The organism is Pedobacter sp. T50_32 (genome assembly GCF_057652195.1).
Window position 1 is genome coordinate 106,930 of sequence record NZ_JBYFBY010000006.1, and the last position, 23,013, is coordinate 129,942.

Here is a 23,013-nt window from a genome sequence, read left to right on the forward strand (position 1 = left end):
ATATCTTAAATAGTTGCTGTATTTTCTTCCTGCTCTTCTTTAAGCAATCCGTTTTTACGAACAATTTCTCTTGCTAAATTTAAATAATTGATTGCGCCCTTGCTATTTGCATCATGCATAATTACCGAAACACCATAGCTTGGAGCCTCGCTTAAACGTGTATTACGCTGTATAATGGTTTCGAAAACCAGATCTTGGAAGTGCGTTTTCACCTCTTCTACCACTTGATTCGACAAACGTAACCTTACATCGTACATCGTTAACAAAATACCTTCAATTTCTAAAGCCGGATTTAACCTATTTTGCACAATCTTGATAGTATTTAACAATTTACCCAATCCTTCTAGGGCGAAATACTCGCACTGTACGGGAATAATCACAGAGTCTGCTGCGGTTAGGGAGTTGATGGTAATTAAACCTAAAGATGGCGAGCAATCGATAATGATAAAATCATATTGATCTTTTACTTTCTCCAATACCGCTTTCATTTTGTACTCACGGTTGGTCAAATTAATCATTTCGATTTCGGCACCTACCAAATCAATATGCGCAGGGAGTAGATCCAAATTCGGGGTTTCTGTTTTTACAATGGCATCAGTTGGTTCAACATCGTTGATGATGCACTCGTAAATACTGTTCTTGATGTTTCTAGGATCAAAACCAATACCCGAAGTAGAGTTAGCCTGAGGGTCTGCATCAACTAAAAGCGTTCTATATTCTAAAACCGCCAAACTAGCTGCTAAATTAATAGACGATGTGGTTTTCCCCACTCCTCCTTTTTGGTTTGCTAAAGCAATAATCTTACTCATTTATTCTCCTTGAAAACGCCACAAATGTAATGGCCTTATTTTTAAACTAAAAATCTCTAAAAAATGCTATTTTTGTAATGTATAGGCATTTTTTAACAATTAGCTAAGATACGAACTAAAACTAAATAATAGTATCGCGGCTACTTGTGTTTTACACATCTTATCAACAATTTTTAAATGATAACCATCATAGCCGGAACTAACAGACCTAATAGCAATACGTTAAAAGTTGCTAAATATTATCAAAATGAACTGGCTAAAAAGGGCTTACAAACTACCTTGTTTGGTTTACAAGACTTACCACCCAATTTTGTAGCCGAAGATTTGTACGGAAAAAAATCAGAAGCATTCGACAAAATACAGCAACTATTTACGCAAACAACCAAATTCCTATTTGTTATTCCAGAGTATAATGGCAGTTACCCAGGTGTTTTAAAAACCTTAATTGATGCCTGTGCTTTTCCAGAAAGTTTTTACGATAAAAAAGCTTGTTTGGTTGGTATCTCCTCTGGCAAATATGGCAACATTAGAGGTATAGAGCACTTCAATGGCGTTTGCGCTTATCTACATCTTAACGTAATGCCTTTACGTTTGCACATCTCCTACATTAAAAACGAGCTTAACGAACAAGGCGAATTTTATCAAGAAGACACCTTGAAGTTTACAGACCAACAAATGGAAAAGTTTGTGGCTTATTAGGGTAATTGGCTAACTGGTTAACTGTATTTGGCTTGTTCATCGCCAATAACAATACAAACGTTAAACCGTAAATCTAATCCACTTATCCCCTTCGTGACCAAAGATAAAATGGCCAGGGTGTATCATCTCGGCAATATCCTCTACCAAAGCGACAGCATCTTCAGCTCTAGACAAACGGTAGTCATCTGCCATAAGGCATACCCTACTAAATTTCACTGCAGGCCAATCTTCCACCAACAAAACGGGAGCTTTGCGCATCAAATCATCCAACAGCCTACCTTGTTCATAAAAGATCACATATACAGCTTCCATAGGTTCTAACGTTACAATAGCCCCACCTAATTCTGCAATTGCAGCAATTTCAACATGAGGCTGTCCGTCAGTATTTAAAAAACAAACTGGCATCTTATCTATGAACTTAATTTTGTGTTCCACTATATCTAAACGCTCTTGTAATTCTTCACGCAAAGCGATATCATTTTCAGTATTTAAAAGCTCATTAAAAGACGACATCTAAATTTTCGTTATGGGTATGTGATAAAATGCTATTAAACATTAGCGCTTTAAGTAATATTAGTTGAAAGCTTTTTGTTAGCTCAAAAACTTAATGTACCTTAACTCCTTAATGTTTCCAATTCCACAAAAATACTATTTCCGCTAGCGATGCGTACCATTAAAATCAATATATTTTGCCTTTTCCTGTTAACCATCTTGTTTTCTTGTAAAAACAATCAGCATAGCGATAAGAAAGTATTTAACATTAACCTAGATCAAAACCTTACGTCTTTAGATCCGGCTTTTGCCCGCAACCAAAATGCAGTTTGGATGATTAACCAAATTTTCAACGGTTTGGTACAGGTAGATAAAGATTTGAACACAGTACCCTGTATCGCAAAAACTTGGGACACTTCTGAAGATGGACTAACCTACACGTTTCACCTTCGTAACGATGTTTTCTTTCATGATAACAGCCTCTTCAAAAATGGAAAAGGGCGAAAAGTAATTGCAGAAGATTTTGCCTACAGTTTTAACCGATTAATTGATCCGAAGGTTGCTTCTTCTGGCGGCTGGATTTTCAGCGACAAAGTTAAGGATGCCGGCAGTTTCAAAGCTTTAAATGATAGCACTTTTCAGGTAACGTTGGTTAAACTTTTTCCTGCATTTATGAACCTGCTCACAGCGCAATATTGCTCTGTTGTGCCTAAAGAAGTGGTAGAACACTATGGAAAAGATTTCAGGAACAATCCCGTGGGCACAGGCCCTTTTAAGTTTAAATACTGGAAAGAGGATGAAGTTTTGGTATTGCTCAAAAATGAGAACTACTTCGAGAAAGATAGTATAGGAAACACCCTACCTCACCTAGATGCGGTTAAAGTTTCGTTCATCAACGATAAACAGAGTGCCTTCATGAACTTCCTAAAAAAGGAATTAGATTTCTTTTACAGTGTGGATGGTAGCTATCGCGATGATATCCTGACCAAAAGCGGACAGATGACAAGTAAGTATAAAGGCGAATTCCAGCTTACTAAAGGCGCCTACCTTTGCACAGAATATTTGGGTATCCTGGTTGATCCAGATAAAGAACTGGTAAAGAACTCGCCTTTGAGATTTAAAAAAGTTCGTCAGGCTATCAACTACGCCATCGATAGGAAAAAATTGATTAAATATTTGCGTAACAGCATCGGTACGCCCGCAACTTCTGGTTTTATTCCCAAAGGGATGCCTGGTTTCGACAGCGTTAAAGTAAAGGGCTATGATTATAACCCAGTTTTAGCTGCTAAACTACTAGCCGAAGCTGGCTTTCCGAATGGCAAAGGAATGCCCGAAATTAAACTGAGCACGTCTACCACTTACAAAGACCTAATTGAGTTTATACAGGGCGAATTGACCAATATTGGTATTAAAGCGAAGGTAGATGTAAGCCCAAGCACCAGTTTAAGAGATTTGATGTCTAAAAACGAAGTAGGATTTTTTAGAGGTTCGTGGATCGCCGATTATCCCGACGGAGAAAATTATCTTTCTGTTTTCTATTCTAAAAACAAGGTTCCTTTCGGTCCCAACTACACTGGTTACTTTAATAAAGAATTCGATAAACTTTTCGAACAAAGTTACTATGAAAACGACCCTAAAAAACGTTTCGAGTTATATCATAAAATGGATAACATGGTTTTAGAGCACGCATCTGTTGTTCCTATTTTATATGACCAATCTGTGGTAATGCTGCAAAACAACATTAGCGGATATAATATCAATCCGCTAAGTTTAATGATTTTAAAAGGCGTTAAAAAGAACTAAGTTTTCAGTTGGCAGTTTCTAATTGGGCGATTAGTCTAGTAATCAGTTAACCAATTCAAACAATTAACCAAAATTAAATTACTGCTTAGCGGCAGTGGCATTAGTTGCAGGCTTAGGATCTACTTCTTTCTTGTATAGCTCAAAAATTTGGTTATCTCCCAGCACCAGCCAAACTTTCTCAATTTCATCAACAGCAAACTTATGGCTAAAACAATATTCTTGATAGCGAGTTACTCCAGGATCAACAGTATATTTAACAGCATAATCGCCGCTTTCTGCTCTGGTAGTATAGTTTCTAATTAGTTTACCCGATTTAAGGTAGATATTTACTTTCTCATCTCTCCATTCGAAAGGCTTTGCAGTTTTTTGATTAATGACAGCACATCTAATCACGGTATAGCCTTTGCCATCTGCAGGCTCAACATACTGCATTGTTTTCGGGTAAAATCCGAAATCAAAATCTATCGCCTTATCTGGTGTACTGATAACGGTAGAATAATAAACTATTTTTTGCGCATAAGCGCTAGCGCCCATTATTGTCAACAACAAAGCGATGGTAAGAAACTTTTTCATTTTGGTTATTTTAAGATTTATAAACCAAAATTAAGTTCGAACCTTTGCCAAACACTTCAGCATTTCTACTGAAAACAGCTACGTATTATTGCGTATTTTAAATAAGTTTGTGAGCGTATGCATAACGCACCAGTCCAATGGCGTTACTGGCTCCCGTTTTTCTCATCAAATTTTTTCTATGGGTTTCTACAGTACGTTCGCTGATGAACAACTTTTCAGCAATTTGTTTACTGGTAAGCTCCTGCGCCAAGAGTTTCAACACCTCCAGCTCTCGCTCCGTAACATGATTTTCTGTTTCTTGAGGTTGCAAAGCCGTTAATAGCGCTCTGTTAACTTCGGCGCTCCAAAATTGTCTGCCGTTGCCAACTGCTTGTATTGCGTTAAGCAATTCTTGTTGTGCATATTTTTTAAGCACATAACCATCTACGCCTGCACTTAGCATATCTTTAATCATTACTGCTTCATCATGCATGCTCAACACAATAATTTTCAGATCTGGACGTAAAGCTTTTGCTTGTTTCACCAAAGTCAATCCATCCATGTCGGGCATAGAATAATCGGTGATCATTAAATCCACTTCGTTCTGTTTTAAATACGCCAAGGCAAAATTTCCAGACACCAATTTTTCTACAATGGTAAATCCTTCCTCATTTTGCAGTAAGACCTGCAATCCATCGGTTACAATAGCGTGATCGTCAACAAGTAAAAGCTTCATTAATTCAGTTTATTTTGTTTAAAAGTAATGATATTATTTATTGGAGTAAACTTTTATTTCACTTTATCAATATCAGTAATAACCCTTAGATTTTTAAAACAATTTATGCGTAACTTAGAGCTAAGTAACTGAACCTATGCCACTAAGCAACTCTCTTTTAAAAATAACTTTCTTTTTTGCGCTATTAGCTCTTACCTCAACTCCGGTTTTTGCCCAATCCAGGATAGATAGCCTAACAAAAGCGTTAAAAGCTAATAAAAACGATGTTAAAATATTATTAGAGCTGTGTTGGGAATACAGATATCACCATCCAGATTCTGCAAGAATATTCGGTTATCAAGCGTTAAAACTAGCACAGGAAAAGAAGGAAAATAAGCTTGAAGTAGAAGCCTTTCATAATTTGGCAGTTACCTACGAAGCACAGGGCGATTATAAAAAATCTCTGGCTTACAATTTAGATGCACTCAAATTAAGAAAACAGCTTAATGATGAGATCAAGACTGCTAATACACTAAACAATATTGGTGTAGCTTACGACGAATTGGGAAATTTTTCGCTGTCTTTAAAGTATTACAACGAAGCCTATCGAACTTACAAAAAGAAAAAACACATTGAAGGCATTGCTATGGTAAGTTCCAATTTGGGCATTCTATTTAAAGCGCACGAAGACTATAAAAATGTAATCAAGTACTATCAGGAGGCAAATGCTATTTATAAAAAATTAAACAAACCTAGAGAAACTGCTTTTACAGAAGCCAATTTAGGTTCGGTTTACTACTATACCAACCAGTACGATAGCTGCATATATTATTCGCTAAAAGCACAAAAGGCATTTAAGGAACTCAATATTTTACAATTTTTACCACTTACCTACACTAATGCAGGTATAGGTTATGCTGCCAAAGGCGATGATCAAAAAGCACTTGAATTTCTAAATACCGCAGTTGGTTTAAACCAAAAATACAACAACAGAAAGGAACTTGCTTTTACTTATATCCATTTAGCAAAGCTGATGCTTAAAACTAGAAAACTTAACGAAGCTAATGAAAGTGCTAAAAAAGCAATAACCATTGCCGAAGAAATAGGCGCAAGCAAGCAAGTTATGGATGCCAAAGAAACCTTGGCACTGATATCCCAAAAACAAGGAAAATTTAAAGAAGCATATAAGCTTCATATAGCATCTACCAAAATTAAGGATTCGCTATTTCAAAAAGATAAAACTGCTTTAATTTCTGACTATCAAGTACGATACCAAACTGAAAAGAAAGAGGAGCAAATAAAGTCGTTACATCAGCAAAACATCATACAAAGACTAAAAATCAAACAGCGAAACTTAGGCTTAGGCATTGCGGGCGGCGTGCTTTTATTAGGTATTCTTTTTACTTACCTACTTATTAACCGTCGTAAGCTTAAAGCTAAAGCAGAACTCCAATCGGAAATTATAAAACAACAAGATATTGCTTCTAAAGCGGTTTTAGATGCTGAAGAAAGGGAACGCAGACGTATCGCTGGAGATTTACACGATGGCGTCGGTCAGATGTTATCTGCTGCGTTAATGAACCTCAATGGACTTTTCTCTAAACTTAACCTACAAAACGAAGTTAACCTACAGGCAGAACAAGCTTTAGCGCTCGTGAATGAAAGTTACGACGAGATGCGTTCCATATCGCACCAAATGATGCCAAATGCCTTAATCAAATCTGGACTGGCATCAGCAGTAAAAGAATTTATCGGAAAATTAGATCAAGACAAACTCAAAGTAACTTTGGAAACGGTTGGTTTAAATGAAAGACTTGACGAACAAACTGAAACGGTAATTTATCGGGTAATTCAGGAAACTGTGAACAATGTGGTTAAACACGCCGAAGCTTCGAAACTTGATATTCAAATTATTAAAGACGAAGAAGGAATTGCGGTTACCATAGAAGATAATGGAAAAGGTTTCGACAAGAATAAAGTTGATGTAAAAGCCGGCATCGGACTGAGCAACATCTATTCTAGGGTAGAGTTTTTAAAGGGAACAGTAGATATCGACTCAACAGCGGGTAAAGGAACATTGGTAGCAATACATTTACCTTAAATCCCTATTTCGTCTCGATATTCTTGCTGTAGCTCCATTAAACATTTGGCGCACAAGCAACCATCGTACAACTCGCTAACGTATTGCACCTCATTAATGGTCAACTGAACAACGCTGCATTGGCATTTAGTGTAAGCATTTGCTTTGCACTCAATAGCGGTACCACATCGCTCGCAGGCAATAATTTCATGTTTGCTATGTAAATGAGGCTTGTTCATTGATTCCTTGGTTCAATAGTTCATTTGGCAGTCTATTTCTAAATGAACTATTGAGCTAAAAGCAAAAGTACGGACAAAAAATAAGGTTCTGAACTTTATATCCAGAACCTTATTATTATTGCTTTATCATGAAGTTCATCTCAAAACTAATGAACCAATGACTAGTGAACTATTGAGCCGATATTATCCAGAACAGCTGATACAACCTTCTTCCATTGTACAAACTGGTCCATCAATAATTTCTTCTGCAACTTGGTTTTGCGGAATACTTGCAGGAATTACTGCTTCAATTGCTTTACCACCTTGATTTTCTACAGTGAATTTAACCGCTTGCGAAGCTGCTTGCGTACGTAGGTAATACATACCGGTTTTCAAACCTTTTTTCCAAGCGTAGAAGTGCATTGAAGTTAGTTTTGAAGTATTCGGTGCATTGATGAACAAGTTCAACGATTGAGATTGGCAAATGTATGCACCTCTATCAGCCGACATATCAATGATGTTCTTCATCTTGATTTCCCAAACTGTTTTGTACAATTCTTTGATGTAATCTGGAATTTCAGCGATGTCTTGGATCGATCCGTTAGCTAAGATAATTCTATCTTTCATTTGTGGAGACCACAAGCCTAACGCTACTAAATCTTTCAATAAGTGTTTGTTTACCACGATGAACTCACCACTCAATACACGACGAGTGTAAATATTTGAAGTATATGGTTCGAAACATTCGTTGTTACCCAAAATTTGAGAAGTTGAAGCCGTAGGCATTGGCGCTACCAGTAACGAGTTGTACACACCTTTTTTCACTACACGCTTTCTTAAACTTTCCCAATCCCAACGGTTGCTATCTGGAGTCACATTCCATAAATCAAATTGGAACTGACCTTTTGATAATGGCGAACCTTTGAAAGTTTTGTAAGCACCATGTTTCTCTGCTAAATCAGCCGAAGCAGTCATTGCGGCGAAATAGATGGTTTCGAAAATATCTTTGTTCAATTGTTTAGCAGCATCACTTTCAAATGGATAACGCATCAAAATAAATGCATCAGCCAAACCTTGTACACCTAAACCAATTGGGCGGTGGCGTAAGTTCGAGTTTTCAGCTTCTTTAACTGGATAATAGTTATAATCGATGATTTTATTCAAGTTTAATGCTGCTTGATAAGTTACATCGTATAATTTTTGGTGGTCAAACTCACCATTGATTACAAAACGTGGCAATGCCAATGAAGCTAAGTTACAAACAGCAACTTCGTCTTTAGAAGTATACTCGATGATTTCCGTACATAAGTTAGAAGACTTAATAGTACCTAAGTTTTGTTGGTTTGATTTAGAGTTAGCCGCATCTTTGTACAACAAATAAGGAGTACCAGTTTCAATTTGCGAATCTAAAATAGCAAACCAAAGCTCTTGTGCTTTAACCACTTTACGAGCTCTTCCTTCTTGCTCATATTTTGTGTAAAGCTTATTAAATTCTTCGCTATGGCAATCTGCTAAACCTGGTGCTTCGTCTGGAGAGAATAAGCTCCAATCACCATTCTCCTCTACACGTTGCATAAACAAATCGTTGATCCAAAGTGCATAGAACAAATCACGGGCACGCATTTCTTCCTTACCGTGGTTTTTACGCAGGTCTAAGAATTCGAAAACATCAGCATGCCAAGGCTCTAAATAAATTGCAAATGCACCTTTACGTTTACCACCACCTTGATCTACGTAACGAGCTGTATCATTAAATACACGTAACATCGGTACAATACCGTTACTAGTTCCGTTAGTACCACCAATATAAGCTCCCGTAGCACGGATGTTGTGGATGCTTAAGCCGATACCACCAGCACTTTGAGAAATCTTTGCAGTTTGCTTTAACGTATCGTAAATACCTTCAATGCTGTCATCTTGCATCGTTAACAAGAAACACGACGACATTTGAGGTTTAGGCGTAGCTGCGTTAAACAACGTAGGTGTTGCGTGAGTGAACCAGCGCTCGCTCATTAAGTTGTAAGTAGCAACTACACTATCAATATCACCTTTGTGGATACCAACAGCCACACGCATAAATAAATGTTGCGGACGCTCTACAATTACACCGTTAACTTTTAAAAGATAAGATTTTTCTAAAGTTTTGAACCCGAAGTAATCGAAACCGAAATCTCTATCGTAAATAATGGTACTATCTAAAACATCAGCGTTATCTTGGATTACTTGCCAAATATCATCAGCTATTAAAGCAGAATCTTTTCCAGTTTTTGGGTCGATGTATTTATACAGCAACTCCATAGTTTTAGAAAAAGATTTCAAAGTGTTTTTATGCAAGTTAGATACCGCGATACGTGATGCTAACAAAGCATAATCTGGATGTTTCGTAGTTAAAGAAGCTGCTGTTTCTGCTGCTAAGTTATCTAATTCTGATGTAGTTACACCATCGTACAATCCTTCAATTACCTTTCTGGCAACATCAATAGGATCTACTAATTCAGCATTAAAACCATAGCACAGCTTCTCAATACGAGCTGTAATCTTGTCAAATTTTACCGGTTCTTTACGGCCATCTCTTTTTATTACAAACATCCTTTACAAAATTTTATGGTGCATATTTTCACATCGGCACCTGGTTTCAAAATATTATTTAGCATTTAGATATTGGTATTTAGTATTTAAAACCTCACACCTGATACCTTCATTTAGAAATCTTCATCTAGCGAAAAAGCTTGTGCTTTGTCTTCCGAAGAAGTTAACACACCACTTTTTTGATAATCGCCCACACGTTTTTCGAAGAAGTTGGTTTTACCTTGCAGTGAAATCATCTCCATAAAATCGAATGGATTGGTAGCGTTATAAACTTTCGAGTAACCAAGTTCAGCTAACCATCTGTCGGCTACAAACTCGATGTATTGCTTCATCAAATCTGCATTCATACCAATTAATTTAACTGGCAAAGCATCAGTAATGAAATCTTTTTCAATTTCTACTGCATCTTTAATAATGGTATGTACTTGCTCTTCGCTTAATTTGTTTTGCAACATGCTATATAACAAACAAGCAAATTCGCAGTGCGAACCTTCGTCTCTAGAAATTAACTCATTACTAAAAGTTAAACCTGGCATTAAACCACGTTTCTTTAACCAGAAAATAGAGCAGAAACTACCGCTAAAGAAAATACCTTCTACTGCAGCAAAAGCTACCAAACGCTCAGCAAAAGTTCCGTTATCGATCCAACGTAATGCCCATTCTGCTTTTTTCTTTACCGCCGGTACGGTATCAATTGCATGGAATAGTCTATCTTTTTCTTCAGGATCTTTAACGTAAGTATCAATTAATAACGCGTAAGTTTCAGAGTGGATGTTTTCCATCATGATCTGGAAACCATAATAACAACGTGCCTCCGGAATTTGAACTTCGCTCATGAAATTTACCGCTAGGTTCTCATTAACGATACCATCACTAGCAGCAAAAAATGCTAAAATATGAGAAATGAAATGACGCTCGCCACTGTTTAGGTTTTCCCAGTGCTTAATATCGTCCGACAAGTCAATTTCTTCTGCCGTCCAAAAACTAGCTTCAGCTTTTTTATACATTTCCCAGATAGCTGGAAATTTAATCGGCAAAAGCACAAAGCGGTCTTTGTTTTCTCTTAGTAATAATTCATCTTCCATAATCACTCTTGTTTTACATTCTTAAAATACGGTTACAGCAAACACATTATTTTGGTTCTTTGGTTAAGTTACACAGCCCAAGAAACATCACTTAGTTTATAAACGAAAAGGAATTGAAAAAACCATCCTTTTTAATAAACTAAATAACAATTAGTTAAATAATATTTTGGGTGCTTTCTATTAAAGAACTTCGTATAACAAATATAAAAGTTAAGGCATTTTTTATGTTACAAAGTTGTTAACATGCCTCCAAAATGATGTCTATTTCTAATCAGATTTTTGTCAGAAACAGGGAAGAAAAAAGCTAATTATTTCTTTTTAAGGAGTTAGGAAATCAAATAGAGTGTTAATAATTTTAGAAAGTGTATAAATTACATACATTTTTAGTTGAGTACATAAGCAATTTCTACACGGGCGTAACCAAGACGATAAATACCTAATTCTTGGGCTGCAGCCTTAGAAATATCCAAAGAAAATTTCTTACTGAAAGGCCCCCTATCGTTTACTCTAACTTCTACAGTTTTCCCTGTTCTTAGGTTTTTAACTTTAATGATAGTACCGAAAGGTAATGTACGATGTGCGGCTGTAAATTTAGCTGCACGGTAGCGTTCGCCGCTGGTGGTTTTTCTGCCTTCGAATTTTTTAGCGTAGTAGGTAGTGAAGATGGTTTTCTTGATCGTATCCGACAGCTTAGGAGCTATCTCCTGAGCTTGCGCCGCAAAAGCCAACATACATAGAAGCAATATTAATCTTATCGATTTAAGATATTTCATCAATATACTATTTAAGACCAGCTACTCGATCTAATGAATTGGGCAACAAATATAATAAAAGACCTGATTTGTAAAAACTTAGCCCTCTGTAAAAAACAAAGCCCCGAATTAAATCCGGGGCTTGTTATCTTTTGTAAGCTAAAATTACTCAGCTACTACTTCGAAAGGAACTTTAACTTTAACTTCTTTATGTAAGTTTAAGTTAGCTACGTATTCACCTAAAGTTTTAGGCTCAGTTTCGAAAGTAATACGACGACGATCAACTTCAAAACCTTTAGCTTTTAATGCGTCAGCCACTTGGATAGTGTTAACAGCACCAAAGATTTTACCAGTTTCACCTGCTTTAGCACCAATGCTTAATTTAACATCAGCTAATTTAGCAGCTATGCCTTCAGCGTCTTTCTTAATTTTCTCTTGTTTAAAAGCAGCTTGCTTTAAGTTTTCTGCTAATACTTTTTTCGCAGAAGGAGTTGCTAAAATTGCAAAACCTTGAGGAATTAAGTAGTTACGACCAAAACCAGGTTTTACCGTAACGATATCATCTTTCTCACCTAGTGATTTGATATCTTGCTTTAAAATAATTTCCATTGCTCAGCTCCTATTTTAATTGGTCAGTAACGAAAGGCAACAAACCGATGTGACGAGCACGTTTTACTGCTTGAGCCACTTTACGTTGAAACTTTAAAGAAGTACCAGTTAAACGGCGAGGTAAAATTTTACCTTGCTCGTTAACGAATTTCAATAAGAAGTTTGCGTCTTTGTAATCGATATATTTAATACCATTTTTCTTAAAACGGCAATATTTTTTTCTGTTATCCTCCACTTTTGGAGCAGTAACATATTGGATTTGATCTCTTGCCATTACGCTGTAGCCTCCTCTTTCTTAGTTTTGTTAAAAGCTCCACTACGTTTTTTCTCGTTGTAAGCAACCGCATGACGGTCTAATCTTACAGTTAAGAAACGTAAAACACGCTCATCGCGTTTAAGCTCTAACTCTAACTTGCTAATTACCTCACCACCAGATTTGTATTCTGTAAGGTGAAAGAATCCGTTTCCTTTCTTTTCGATTGGATACGCTAATTTTCTCAAACCCCAATTATCTTCTGCGATAATTTCGGCTCCGCCATCAGTAAGAATGCTTGTAAATTTAGCAATTGTCTCTTTTGCAGCATCTTCTGACAACAACGGGGTAAGAACGATAACAGTTTCGTACTGATTCATTGTTGTATTTTAATTAATTTTTTAATTTTTCCGCATTAAAACGGGCTGCAAATGTAGCAATATATTTCTATAAATCAAAGCGTTGTTTCAATCTATTTGAAAGAGCATACCTTTATTAAAACCGGTAATTTAAACCAACCTTAACTTGTGTGGTCCTAATTCCAAATAAAACATAGTTTTCTGCTATGTTAGTTCGCCATGTATACATAAACGAAACATCTGCTCTTTTTGACAAAACAACACCTGCTGTTATCGGTATCTGAAGCCTAAGTTTTTGCATATCAGGAGCAGGCAGATCGAACGTACTAGCTGTGTATCTATAAGTTGCCCTATTATTACTGGTAGAAGCATACCTTGCTGCGATCCCTAAACCCAAGTAGGCCTGAGTGTCATTAAACTTATAAAAATTATATAAAAAGCTTGTCGAAAGTATACCCACAAATTGCTTAAACTCGTGTGCAGCAGCAGGAAAGATAAAATCTGGCTCCTTTTTTTCAAACTTATGTTTTGTAATGAAAAAGCTTGCCTCAATTCGAAAAAAAGCTCTTGCATAAGCAGGATTAACATACACATCTATCCCTGTTGACACAAAAGGTACTATTATAGTTTTAGAAACCACATCCTCCCTTGCTAGCAAATGTTCACCGAAATAACTAGTTGACAGATGAGTTAAACCAACACCAGCATAAAACGTAGATCTCTTATATTTAGACTTCTCTTTCTGATAACTATTGATAAGACTAACCAGCTTTAGGACATCATCCTCGGCGTACCTAGTTCTTTCAAGCTGATAATCCTCTACTTCAACCTTATATCCCCTAAACAATGCTTGCAACTGTCTTTGAAACTTCGAACCTTCAATAATCTGTGAAGTATTATCAGGATTATAAAATCGGTGATATATTAATTCTGTGGGCTCCAACTCACCTTCTTCCTTGATATAAAATCGCGTTTTCACATTGTCGGTATAAGTATATAATGTTACATTCTTTCCCTTTTGCAATACCCTTAAAAAAATGATTTCACGTCTACTAGCCGTATCTACTCCTACAGATAAATCTCCTAATTCTACTTTAGACATTGTTATGCTCACGGTATGCCGTTCATAAGCATCTCTATTGTACAAGCCAAAAGCAATACAATCTTCTTTCGAAAATCTTTGTATAGCAGCGGATTTATTTGCTTTAAAACGTGCCTGCGTAAGTGTTGTACCAGATTCCTTCCCTTCTACATAACCTTTGAGGGTATCTCCTTGCAAAGTAACCACGTAACCCTCAAGAAATTTATTTTGGGAAAAAGAAAAAAACGGACAAAGGACTAAACCAATTATTAGAATGCGAAACATGAGCATATTTAGATAAAAATATATTGACAAATATATAAAAACAAGCGAATAGCCTGATTACATCTTATATAAAGACTTAAACGACTTAGAATCTACAACTTTATACCTAAAACAATAGATCACCAAACATCAACAATGAAAATTAAATTGCAAAAGACTGGGAATGTTTTTAGCAAAAATGGTTAGTTAGCACAGCTACTTAATCATTTTATAAAGATAAACTACAAATCCAAGAGACAACTTGGCACAGACTAAAAAGTTTTGGAGCGTTTTCATGCTGCAAAGAAAAGCTAAAAAAACCTAAAGGTATATACCTAGAATATGGTATATTACAAAAAAGCATCGCCAAATGGCAATGCTTTTACTCTCTCTTACAAATTGCTCTCTTAAAGCTTAATCGTTTCAGAAAACTCTTGTCCTCTAGAAGAAATTACAAAAGTTAACTCTTTTGACGGAGTTTTACTCACATCAAATTTCTTGATTGTTTTAGCATCGCTGCTGTAGACATCATCGTGAAGTTTCTCATTATACTCGTTATAGATTGTAATAGCAACCTCACCTTTGCAAGTACCATTTAAATCTAAGGTTAACATATCCTTTTCCTTAATAAGTTTAGGACGTTTGATTTCTATAACAGTTGGTTGTGAAAGCACCGCATTACCTGCGTTAATTTCTATATCATACGTAACCAATTTAGCATTAGATTCCATCTTCAATCGGTAAGCTCCTTCTGGCAATGTGCTTAAATCGTAAGTTTGGAATTTATTGCCAACCGTTTTGATATGGTCTTCATAAATCACATCGCCATCTGCATTATATAAAGCTACGTCAAACTCTTTGGCATCAGCGGTGATAAAGCTTACCCATTTGCTATTCTCTTTGGCAACTTTCACCAAAAGTTCGCTATCGTCTGCTTTTACGATGTTTGCTGTTAAAACTGCAAGAAGAACTAGGCTTAATTTTAATAAATTTTTCATCATTATATGTGTTGAATATTTGTACCTTTTTAACAAGAGCAAATTTAAGCGAGTATTTCATGATGTTTATATTCCAAATTCGCTAAAATATATGTTATTTTAACCCAATAAAAACAACAATCAACATCATTAGTTAAAAACACATATTTTTATTGTTAACTTAGCGTTATCAAATGAAAAAAATTAAACCTAGTTTCGAAATTATAGAACCGTCGTTTGGCAGTTCTTTTTATTATTCAAAATATCAGCAAAACGCCAACAACAAAGCCCACGTATGGCATTACCACCCAGAAATTGAAATGGTGTTTGTAAATGGAGGCACTGGCAAAAGGCAAATAGGAAGTCATATCTCTTATTTTACCGAAGGTGATTTGATATTAATAGGTAGCGATTTACCGCATTGCGGATTTACCGACGAAACCACAGGTAACATTAATGAAGTGGTGATACAGATGAAACCTGATTTTTTAGGCAGTTCATTTTTGAAACTGAAAGAAACCAAGGGCATTGCTAATTTATTTGAGAAAGCCAAGTATGGAATTGCCTTTGGTGCTGATACCATTAAACTTGTTGGTCCTATTTTAGAGAAGATGAATAATATGTGGCCCTTTGAAAAACTGATGGCACTACTGGGTGTACTAAGAGAACTAGAACAAGCACCAGACTATAAACTTTTGAACGCCCAAAACTTTTCTTTGGAAATGCAGGCGCAAGACAATGATAGGATTAACATGGTTTTCAATTACGTTAAAGACCATTTTACGGAAGAAATTAGCTTAGACCAGATTGCCGAAATGGCAAGCATGACTGTGCCCGCCTTTTGTAGGTACTTTAAAAAGATGACCAAAAAGACGTTTACAAAGTTTGTAAATGAATACAGAGTGGTTCATGCGTCGAAACTTTTGGCCGAAAAACCTACTAGTATTGCTAATATCAGTTACGAAAGTGGTTTTCATAACTTTAGCCATTTTAATAAGATATTTAAGGAGTTTACAGGGAAAAGTGCTTCGCAGTACAGGAAGGAGTTGAAGTCGATTATATAGTAAGCAGTTTACAGTTGCCAATTAGCAGTTACCGCCGAAACGCGATGTTTAGCGATAACTGTTTGCCGCCAAAACTTAATGCCTTTGTTAATTAAACCCGACTGACAGCGGTACCCAATTTTTTTACATCTTTAATTAGTTTTCGTATTGCACTTCCTAAAAATTGGGTTTAGCAAAAGGCGGGACTAAAATTGCCGATATGCAGCTTCCGAACATTTCCAAAAAGCAAATAGTAAAAGTAACTTTTCAACATTCCAACTTTTGAACTCTGCAACTTTCAAAATTTTGTTAATTTCGTGCCAATGGAAAATTTTATTGTTTCTGCCCGTAAATATCGTCCGGCTACATTTGAAACCGTAGTTGGGCAGCAGCATATTACGGGAACTTTAAAAAACGCCATTAAAAATAACCAACTGGCGCAAGCTTTTCTATTTTGCGGACCGCGAGGTGTGGGTAAAACTACCTGCGCCCGTATTTTGGCGAAAACCATTAACTGCACCAGCTTAACACCAGAACAGGAAGCATGCGGCACTTGCGAAAGCTGCCAATCTTTCCAATCGGGACATTCTTTTAACTTCCACGAGCTAGATGCTGCATCTAATAACTCTGTTGATGACATCAGAAGTTTGATTGAGCAAGTGAGAATACCGCCACAAGCGGGAAAATATAAAATCTATATCATAGATGAGGTTCACATGTTATCTACAAGTGCTTTTAACGCATTTTTGAAAACATTGGAAGAACCACCTCCGTATGCTATTTTCATTTTAGCAACTACAGAGAAACACAAAATATTACCTACTATTTTATCTCGTTGTCAGATATTTGATTTTAACAGGATACAGGTTGATGATATTTCTAATCACTTAGCTAAAATTGCTGAGAGAGAAAGTATTGCTACAGATAACGATGGCTTGCATATTATTGCACAAAAAGCTGATGGTGGTTTGCGTGATGCGCTATCGATGTTTGACCAAATTGTTAGCTACACCAATAGAAATGTAACCTACAAAGCTGTAATTGCCAACCTGAATATTTTAGATTACGATTACTACTTTAAGCTTACCGACTTTTTAACCAGCGGCGATGTAAGCAATACCCTCCTACTTTTCAATGAAATATTGAATAACGGATTTGATGGCAATAACTTTATTAACGGATTAGCTGGTCACTTTAGGAATTTATTGGTTGGGAAAGACAACCAGACTATCCAACTGTTAGAAGTTAGCGAAAACATTAAGCAGAAATACCTGGCACAAAGTAACGGCGCTAATTTAGGTTTCATTTTAACAGCGTTGAATTTAGCCAACCAATGCGATCTTAATTACAAAAACAGCAAAAATCAGCGGTTGCAGGTAGAGCTGGCACTGATAAAAATGTGCCACATTCCCTCTGTAATTCAACTCGCCAACACAGCAACTGACCAAGATCAGGATAAAAAAAAAACTTTAGTTAGTTCTGCGCAATCGGAAAACTCAAAGCCGAAAGACCAAAGTCAAGAGACTAAAGAACAAAGCTTAAAGACCAAAGAAGAAAGTAAAGCAAAGCCTATTACCCAAACGGCTGCTGCTCCTTTGCCATCTCCTGAAGCCAAAGTAAGCCAAGAACCTCAAAAACCCGAAGCTCCCAAAGTTAGTGCGCCGCCTACCTCTCCTATTAAAATACAGCCTTTAGCTAAGAATATTGGAGGCTCGTTAATTCCTTCGCTAACAGATTTTAGTAATAATGGCAATTTAGAAGGCGACGATAAAGGTCCGCAATATGTTAGTGGAAGCGATAAGCAAGCTTTTACGCAAGAACAGTTTATGGCTGTTTGGAAACAGTGCATCCAGAAGGCAAGCAATGAAGATAAAATTCATTTATTCACCTTGTTAAGCAGCAATGAACCTGTTTTAGATGGCTTCGATATTATTGTTTCTATAGAAAATATAGCACTCGAAAGTACTTTACAAGATGAAAAAATTGAGTTGCTTAACTTTATCAGATCGCAACTCAAAAATTTCGATATACAGATTGTGACCAAACGGATAGAACCTAAGCTAAGCGATAGAATTTATACCAACAAAGACAAATACGCTTATTTGGTAGAAAAAAATCCGCAGTTAGAAGAGTTCCGCAAACGCTTTAATTTGGATTTACTGCCTTAACGTGGCAAATCATTTTTCGGATACCCTTCCTCATCCAAATCGTCCCTTAAATCTTCTTCGGTTTGCGCCAATAACTTATCTGCTGGGTCAAGCAACACACTTTCGCCACTTTCATCAATATGCATGGCATTGCTTTCTAACTGCTCGTCAACCTCTTCATCATCACTATAATCCTTGCCCGCATAGCGGTTGGCCTCATCGTAGGTAGATACGCTGTCTTCGCCATTTGGCGCCGAAGTATCATAAGGTAGCGGATGATCGTAATCCTTTTCCTCGCCCTTTACATCAAACTCGAAACTATTTTTATCCTTATCGTAAGACAATTCGTTAAAATCTTTGGTTTCGCCCAAATCGCTAGCGTGCAATTTGTCTTTAGCTGGTTTTTGATTATCCATAATACATTTGTTTTTTTATAGATAACTTCTGTTTTGTAATTTTTGTTTTGTCATTTCATTGCTTAGCATTTGAAGCGCAGTAGCACAAGCTTTTAAGTTCCGATAGTCCTGCTTTCTCTCCATAGTTCCCACGCATAGGCCAATTGGCTATTCCGTTCAATCAAGGGCTATTTAACCTAAACCAATGCAACCAACCGACAGGTATAGCGCAAAAAAAAAGAGCGTATGACAGCTAGAAAATGAAAACAAAATTCTTTAAACGAAACATAATTTGCTACTTTTATTCCATACACTAATCAAAATAAGTACAACATGGCAAAGCCTTGGTTCACTTTATAAGGGAAACTTCATAGTTTCCACATCCTTTTCGAAGACAGTTTTCCAATTGCTCTTCTTGTTTGTTGTATAATTTTTTCAATCAAATTTTATGGGAAATCACAAATGGTTAAAGACCTATTTGTATATATGGGCCGGACAGTTCGTATCAATGCTTACCAGCTACGCTGTACAGTTCGCAATTATAATTTGGCTTAGCTTAAAATACGAATCTGCACAGGTTTTGGCTTACGCCGGAATTGCCGGAATGCTACCTCAAACCATAATTGGCCCTTTTGCTGGTGTATTTATAGATCGCTGGAACAGAAAAAAAGTAATGATTTTTTCTGATGCGTTTATAGCCATATGCGCTTTAGCGATGATATTTATTCTTCGAAATGAAACCGTTAACCTGGTATGGATCTATGTAATGCTAGCTTTGCGCTCGGTAGGCAATGCGTTTCATGCCCCTGCCCTACAAGCTGTGGCGCCACTCATCGTCCCAGAAGATCAATTGCTTAGGGTTTCAGGCATTAATCAGGTTTTGCAATCGGTAAGTAGCATCGGCGGACCTGCAGTTGGCACATTGGCTATTACCTACCTTTCTATTTCAAATGTACTGTATCTAGATATCATTGGAGCTGTGGTAGCAATTTCATCCTTACTATTCGTCAGCATTCCTCATCTCAAGGCAACAACAAAATCATCCATTAGCGTTGTTTTACAAGAACTTAAAGATGGGTGTAATGCAGTTCTAAAAAACAGAGGCTTAAGTTTCTTGTTCCTTTACGCTATGCTGATCACTTTTTTCATTATGCCAGCCGCAATTATGTTCCCCTTGCTTACCATAGGGCATCACCAAGGCGGAAAATGGGAAATGAGTTTAATAGAAATAGTTTGGGGAATTGGAATGCTAGTTGGTGGCAGTGTTTTGGGAATATTTAAAGTTAAAGTATCTAAGATCTTACTGATCAATTCGATGCATTTGATATTAGGGCTAACCTTCGTGTTATGTGGTGCATTCCCATCAGAATGGTTTGTAGGTTTTGTTTTGGCAACCACTTTTGGTGGACTTGCATTGTCTATTTTTTCTGCCTGCTTTACCACTGTATTGCAAATAGAGGTAAGTCCCAATATGCTAGGTCGCGTATTCTCTCTCTACTTTAGCGTAGCAGTTTTACCAAGCGTAGTCGGACTGCTCTTTACTGGATTAATTGCAGAGAAGATAGGCGTTAATAATGCCTTCTTAATCTGTGGAGGCTTAGTAATCGCTATCGGCATTATCTCTTTCTGCACCCCCTCCTTAAAACAACTTGGAAAAACAAAAACGCAGATTAAAAACAATTAGTTAAATGTTTACGCATTAAAAAGATTAAAATGAAAATTAAAGATATTCAACAGCTCGCCAAAGATCATGGCTTGCTGCTTAGAGAAGAAATGCAATTCAATGAAATGGGTATAGATTTTAAAGTTGGCTTTGCTACCGACTTAGATGGAAACCAATGGCTTTTACGTATTCCACGTCGTGAGAATTTAGGAGAACAAATTGCGACGGAGAAACGTATTTTAGATCTCGTTAGCAAGCATCTTTCCGTAGAAGTTCCAAATTGGAAGATCGCTACTGAAAAACTAGTCGCTTATCCTTTGTTAAATGGCAAACCTACACTTACATTCGATGCAAAAACATACGAAGTGACCTGGAACATGGACAAAGATAATCCTAACTATGTTTCTTCTCTTGCCAAAGTTTTGGTTCAACTACATAGCATACCAGAAAGCCAAGCGGCGCAAAACAATTTGAAGGTAATGAAGCTAACAGATCTGAGAAGTGAAATTGCCGACAGACTGCAATTGGTAAAATCAGAATTGGGAATTAGCAAAGAGCTCGAAAACCGCTACCAAAAATGGCTCGACAATGATTTGCTTTGGCCTAACTTTACCCGCTTTATTCACGGTGATTTATATGCTGGCCACGTTATCACCAACGGAGAAGGTCATGTTACTGGCTTAATCGATTGGTCAACGGCACAAGTAAGCGATACTTCTCAAGATTTTTCTGGTCATGTATCCATTTTCGGTGAGGAAAGTTTGAAAAAACTCATCCTGGAATATCAAATAAAAGGCGGGCAAGTTTGGGACAAACTATTTGAGCAAACAATAGAACGTGCCGCCGCCGCTCCTTTGGCTTACGGTTTTTTTGCTATTGAAACGCAAGATGAAAACCATATCATTGGCGCAAAGGTTCAACTAGGCATTAGTTAAGTTTAAGCGATAGAGCACATACTCTACGTGTTTTTAAGGTAATTTTAGTTGGAACTAAGACTTGAATTTCACGATTATAGGCGGGTGTTCTCACCCGCCTTATTATTTCCTATTCAAAATTTAAGATTAAGTGAAACCTGTATTAAGAAAGTAAAGCTATTTCTCTCGCTATATTTTCTCGAGCTTCAGCCTCAAATTTTCGATAGAAATAGTCCGTTTTATAGATTTTAGGCATTTTCAAAAAATGTTCCAACACCTTTTTTCTTCCTGGTCGATACATGAAATCTGGATAAACCGCATACTCCTTTCTTACAGACTCATAATACGCGACATAATCTTCCCAACTGGAACCAAGTATAGCTAGATCGGCATCGGTAAATAAATTAGTATCACTATTACCACTAAGTTCATGCGATTTTGTAGCCAATATCTGAGCTTCACAATTTTCGATCAATTCGTTGGGCACACCTAATTCCGACATCCTTTTTACTGCAAGAACTGCACTTTTAGCTTCATTTTCTGACTTTGTTGCTTTGTAGACAATGTCATGATAGTACAGTGAGAACAATACCACGTCCCATTGCAGAATTTGTACTTTTACCTCAGTAATTTGTGCAAGTAAATGAGAAAGATGTTGCAGGTTATGATAATGCCTTTTGCTACTCGAATAACATTGCTCAATTTCTTGCCAAAGTTGGTCTATCAGAACCAAATCATCTGAATAGCCATTTGCCAACGCAACAAAGGTATCTCGCAACATAGAATTGTTATTTGATAGTTCTATTTTGCTTTTCAATTACGTTGTTTTGCTCTACGATATAACTCTCCATCGATTTCGTACTTGGCAGTTTATTTTGGTATTGATCAATCATAGGTAAAGTCTTGGTGATCTTTAACAAACGATGCAAGTCGGCAATTTTCTTATCATTAACATTAATGGTATCAACCAAAGCTAGATGTCCTATCATTTTTTTCTTGTAAGCAGCTTGTTTGTCAGCAATCAGCTGCTGAACTCTCTTTTTCAGTACCGAATCTGTAATTTGATTAGCTTGGAACTTTGCAGAATTGAAGTAAGCTTCATTTTTCCCATTAAAACCTTGGAATTTGCTCAATGAATCGAACTTGCTACTTTTAACCACCACAATCTGATCTTCCAATTTTTTAAGATTGGTATCTTTCTGCAATAACTCATCATATAACGTTTCCAATAAATCGTACCGGCCTTTCTTCAAACTATATTCAATCCCCGTATTTTTATCTGTAAGTGCGTTAGGCACATCTGCTGTATCTGTTTGAGCGGTTGGTTTTTCGTTGCAAGACGTGAAAATTATGATCGCCGTTATAAGCGTAAGGAAATTCAGTTTCATTGACACAATATTGTTTTATGGTAAACAAGATACGTGAATTTGTAGAACTACCTCTTATTTATTTACTATTCTGAACCTGCTTTAAACGCCTATCCCCCTAAGCTTCATTTCAGCAAAAATCACTCT

23 protein-coding genes are annotated in these 23,013 nt (G+C 36.7%); 7 read left to right on the forward strand and 16 right to left on the reverse strand.

What is annotated here, in order from left to right; genetic code table 11:
• Positions 1-5: 5 nt before the first annotated feature.
• Positions 6-809 carry a ParA family protein gene (locus tag AC23ME_RS17080; RefSeq protein WP_487728976.1) on the reverse strand — a complete coding sequence of 268 codons (804 nt, stop codon included), beginning with the start codon at positions 807-809 and terminating at the stop codon, positions 6-8.
• 177 nt (positions 810-986) lie between these two features.
• Here AC23ME_RS17080 and AC23ME_RS17085 point away from each other — a divergent pair, with 177 nt between their 5' ends.
• A complete protein-coding gene (locus AC23ME_RS17085) occupies positions 987-1,508 on the forward strand; it encodes an NADPH-dependent FMN reductase (RefSeq protein ID WP_487728977.1) in 522 nt (173 codons plus the stop codon).
• A 60-nt stretch (positions 1,509-1,568) separates the two neighbouring features.
• Here AC23ME_RS17085 and AC23ME_RS17090 read toward each other — a convergent pair whose 3' ends face one another.
• Positions 1,569-2,021, reverse strand: a complete 453-nt coding sequence (locus tag AC23ME_RS17090; protein WP_487728978.1) for a hypothetical protein — start codon at positions 2,019-2,021, stop codon at positions 1,569-1,571.
• Between the two features lie 150 nt (positions 2,022-2,171).
• Here AC23ME_RS17090 and AC23ME_RS17095 point away from each other — a divergent pair, with 150 nt between their 5' ends.
• The gene (locus AC23ME_RS17095) at positions 2,172-3,803 is read left to right on the forward strand and encodes an ABC transporter substrate-binding protein (RefSeq protein WP_487728979.1); all 1,632 of its coding nucleotides are present in this window, start codon (positions 2,172-2,174) and stop codon (positions 3,801-3,803) included.
• A 78-nt stretch (positions 3,804-3,881) separates the two neighbouring features.
• Here the strand turns inward: AC23ME_RS17095 and AC23ME_RS17100 are convergent, their stop codons facing one another.
• Positions 3,882-4,376, reverse strand: a complete 495-nt coding sequence (locus AC23ME_RS17100; RefSeq protein WP_487728980.1) for a hypothetical protein — start codon at positions 4,374-4,376, stop codon at positions 3,882-3,884.
• 97 nt (positions 4,377-4,473) lie between these two features.
• The gene (locus AC23ME_RS17105; RefSeq protein ID WP_487728981.1) at positions 4,474-5,091 is read right to left on the reverse strand and encodes a response regulator; all 618 of its coding nucleotides are present in this window, start codon (positions 5,089-5,091) and stop codon (positions 4,474-4,476) included.
• A 136-nt stretch (positions 5,092-5,227) separates the two neighbouring features.
• Between AC23ME_RS17105 and AC23ME_RS17110 the strand changes: the two genes are divergently transcribed.
• Entirely contained in the window at positions 5,228-7,171 is a 1,944-nt protein-coding gene (locus AC23ME_RS17110) for a tetratricopeptide repeat-containing sensor histidine kinase (RefSeq protein ID WP_487728982.1), read from the forward strand.
• On the opposite strand, the gene AC23ME_RS17115 is transcribed toward AC23ME_RS17110, so the two are convergent.
• The 9 genes from AC23ME_RS17115 to AC23ME_RS17155 form a co-directional block, all read right to left on the reverse strand.
• Positions 7,168-7,389 (reverse strand): cysteine-rich CWC family protein, encoded by a 222-nt coding sequence (locus tag AC23ME_RS17115; protein WP_487728983.1) that lies wholly within the window; start codon positions 7,387-7,389, stop codon positions 7,168-7,170. The two genes, AC23ME_RS17110 and AC23ME_RS17115, sit on opposite strands and share 4 nt — an antisense overlap.
• Before the next feature lie 183 nt (positions 7,390-7,572).
• On the reverse strand, positions 7,573-9,957 hold the full coding sequence (locus AC23ME_RS17120; protein WP_487728984.1) for a ribonucleoside-diphosphate reductase subunit alpha: 2,385 nt from the start codon (positions 9,955-9,957) through the stop codon (positions 7,573-7,575).
• A 113-nt stretch (positions 9,958-10,070) separates the two neighbouring features.
• Entirely contained in the window at positions 10,071-11,042 is a 972-nt protein-coding gene (locus AC23ME_RS17125; RefSeq protein WP_487728985.1) for a ribonucleoside-diphosphate reductase small subunit, read from the reverse strand.
• A gap of 383 nt (positions 11,043-11,425) precedes the next feature.
• A complete protein-coding gene (locus tag AC23ME_RS17130) occupies positions 11,426-11,815 on the reverse strand; it encodes a septal ring lytic transglycosylase RlpA family protein (RefSeq protein WP_487728986.1) in 390 nt (129 codons plus the stop codon).
• Between the two features lie 144 nt (positions 11,816-11,959).
• Positions 11,960-12,403 carry a 50S ribosomal protein L9 gene (gene rplI, locus AC23ME_RS17135; protein ID WP_487728987.1) on the reverse strand — a complete coding sequence of 148 codons (444 nt, stop codon included), beginning with the start codon at positions 12,401-12,403 and terminating at the stop codon, positions 11,960-11,962.
• 10 nt (positions 12,404-12,413) lie between these two features.
• Positions 12,414-12,677, reverse strand: coding sequence for a 30S ribosomal protein S18 (rpsR, locus tag AC23ME_RS17140; protein ID WP_097132857.1), 264 nt, complete (start codon positions 12,675-12,677; stop codon positions 12,414-12,416).
• Positions 12,677-13,036 carry a 30S ribosomal protein S6 gene (rpsF, locus tag AC23ME_RS17145; RefSeq protein ID WP_487728988.1) on the reverse strand — a complete coding sequence of 120 codons (360 nt, stop codon included), beginning with the start codon at positions 13,034-13,036 and terminating at the stop codon, positions 12,677-12,679. The genes rpsR and rpsF overlap by 1 nt, the downstream gene beginning before the upstream one ends.
• A gap of 115 nt (positions 13,037-13,151) precedes the next feature.
• Positions 13,152-14,381, reverse strand: a complete 1,230-nt coding sequence (locus AC23ME_RS17150) for a hypothetical protein (protein ID WP_487728989.1) — start codon at positions 14,379-14,381, stop codon at positions 13,152-13,154.
• 386 nt (positions 14,382-14,767) lie between these two features.
• Positions 14,768-15,361, reverse strand: a complete 594-nt coding sequence (locus tag AC23ME_RS17155; RefSeq protein WP_487728990.1) for a T9SS type A sorting domain-containing protein — start codon at positions 15,359-15,361, stop codon at positions 14,768-14,770.
• A gap of 170 nt (positions 15,362-15,531) precedes the next feature.
• Here AC23ME_RS17155 and AC23ME_RS17160 point away from each other — a divergent pair, with 170 nt between their 5' ends.
• Positions 15,532-16,401, forward strand: coding sequence for an AraC family transcriptional regulator (locus AC23ME_RS17160; protein ID WP_487728991.1), 870 nt, complete (start codon positions 15,532-15,534; stop codon positions 16,399-16,401).
• A gap of 302 nt (positions 16,402-16,703) precedes the next feature.
• Positions 16,704-18,548, forward strand: a complete 1,845-nt coding sequence (locus AC23ME_RS17165) for a DNA polymerase III subunit gamma/tau (RefSeq protein WP_487728992.1) — start codon at positions 16,704-16,706, stop codon at positions 18,546-18,548.
• On the opposite strand, the gene AC23ME_RS17170 is transcribed toward AC23ME_RS17165, so the two are convergent.
• Positions 18,545-18,943: a hypothetical protein gene (locus tag AC23ME_RS17170; protein ID WP_487728993.1), complete on the reverse strand. Its 399-nt coding sequence runs from the start codon at positions 18,941-18,943 to the stop codon at positions 18,545-18,547. The two genes, AC23ME_RS17165 and AC23ME_RS17170, sit on opposite strands and share 4 nt — an antisense overlap.
• Before the next feature lie 427 nt (positions 18,944-19,370).
• On the opposite strand from AC23ME_RS17170, the gene AC23ME_RS17175 reads away from it, so the two are divergent.
• Both AC23ME_RS17175 and mph read left to right on the forward strand, forming a co-directional pair.
• Entirely contained in the window at positions 19,371-20,606 is a 1,236-nt protein-coding gene (locus tag AC23ME_RS17175) for an MFS transporter (RefSeq protein ID WP_487728994.1), read from the forward strand.
• A gap of 29 nt (positions 20,607-20,635) precedes the next feature.
• Positions 20,636-21,520, forward strand: coding sequence for an Mph(E)/Mph(G) family macrolide 2'-phosphotransferase (mph, locus tag AC23ME_RS17180; protein WP_487728995.1), 885 nt, complete (start codon positions 20,636-20,638; stop codon positions 21,518-21,520).
• Positions 21,521-21,662: 142 nt separating this feature from the next.
• On the opposite strand, the gene AC23ME_RS17185 is transcribed toward mph, so the two are convergent.
• Positions 21,663-22,316, reverse strand: coding sequence for an HD domain-containing protein (locus tag AC23ME_RS17185; protein WP_487728996.1), 654 nt, complete (start codon positions 22,314-22,316; stop codon positions 21,663-21,665).
• The gene (locus AC23ME_RS17190; protein WP_487728997.1) at positions 22,288-22,887 is read right to left on the reverse strand and encodes a hypothetical protein; all 600 of its coding nucleotides are present in this window, start codon (positions 22,885-22,887) and stop codon (positions 22,288-22,290) included. Before AC23ME_RS17190 ends, AC23ME_RS17185 begins: the two co-directional genes overlap by 29 nt.
• Between the last annotated feature and the right edge of the window lie 126 nt (positions 22,888-23,013).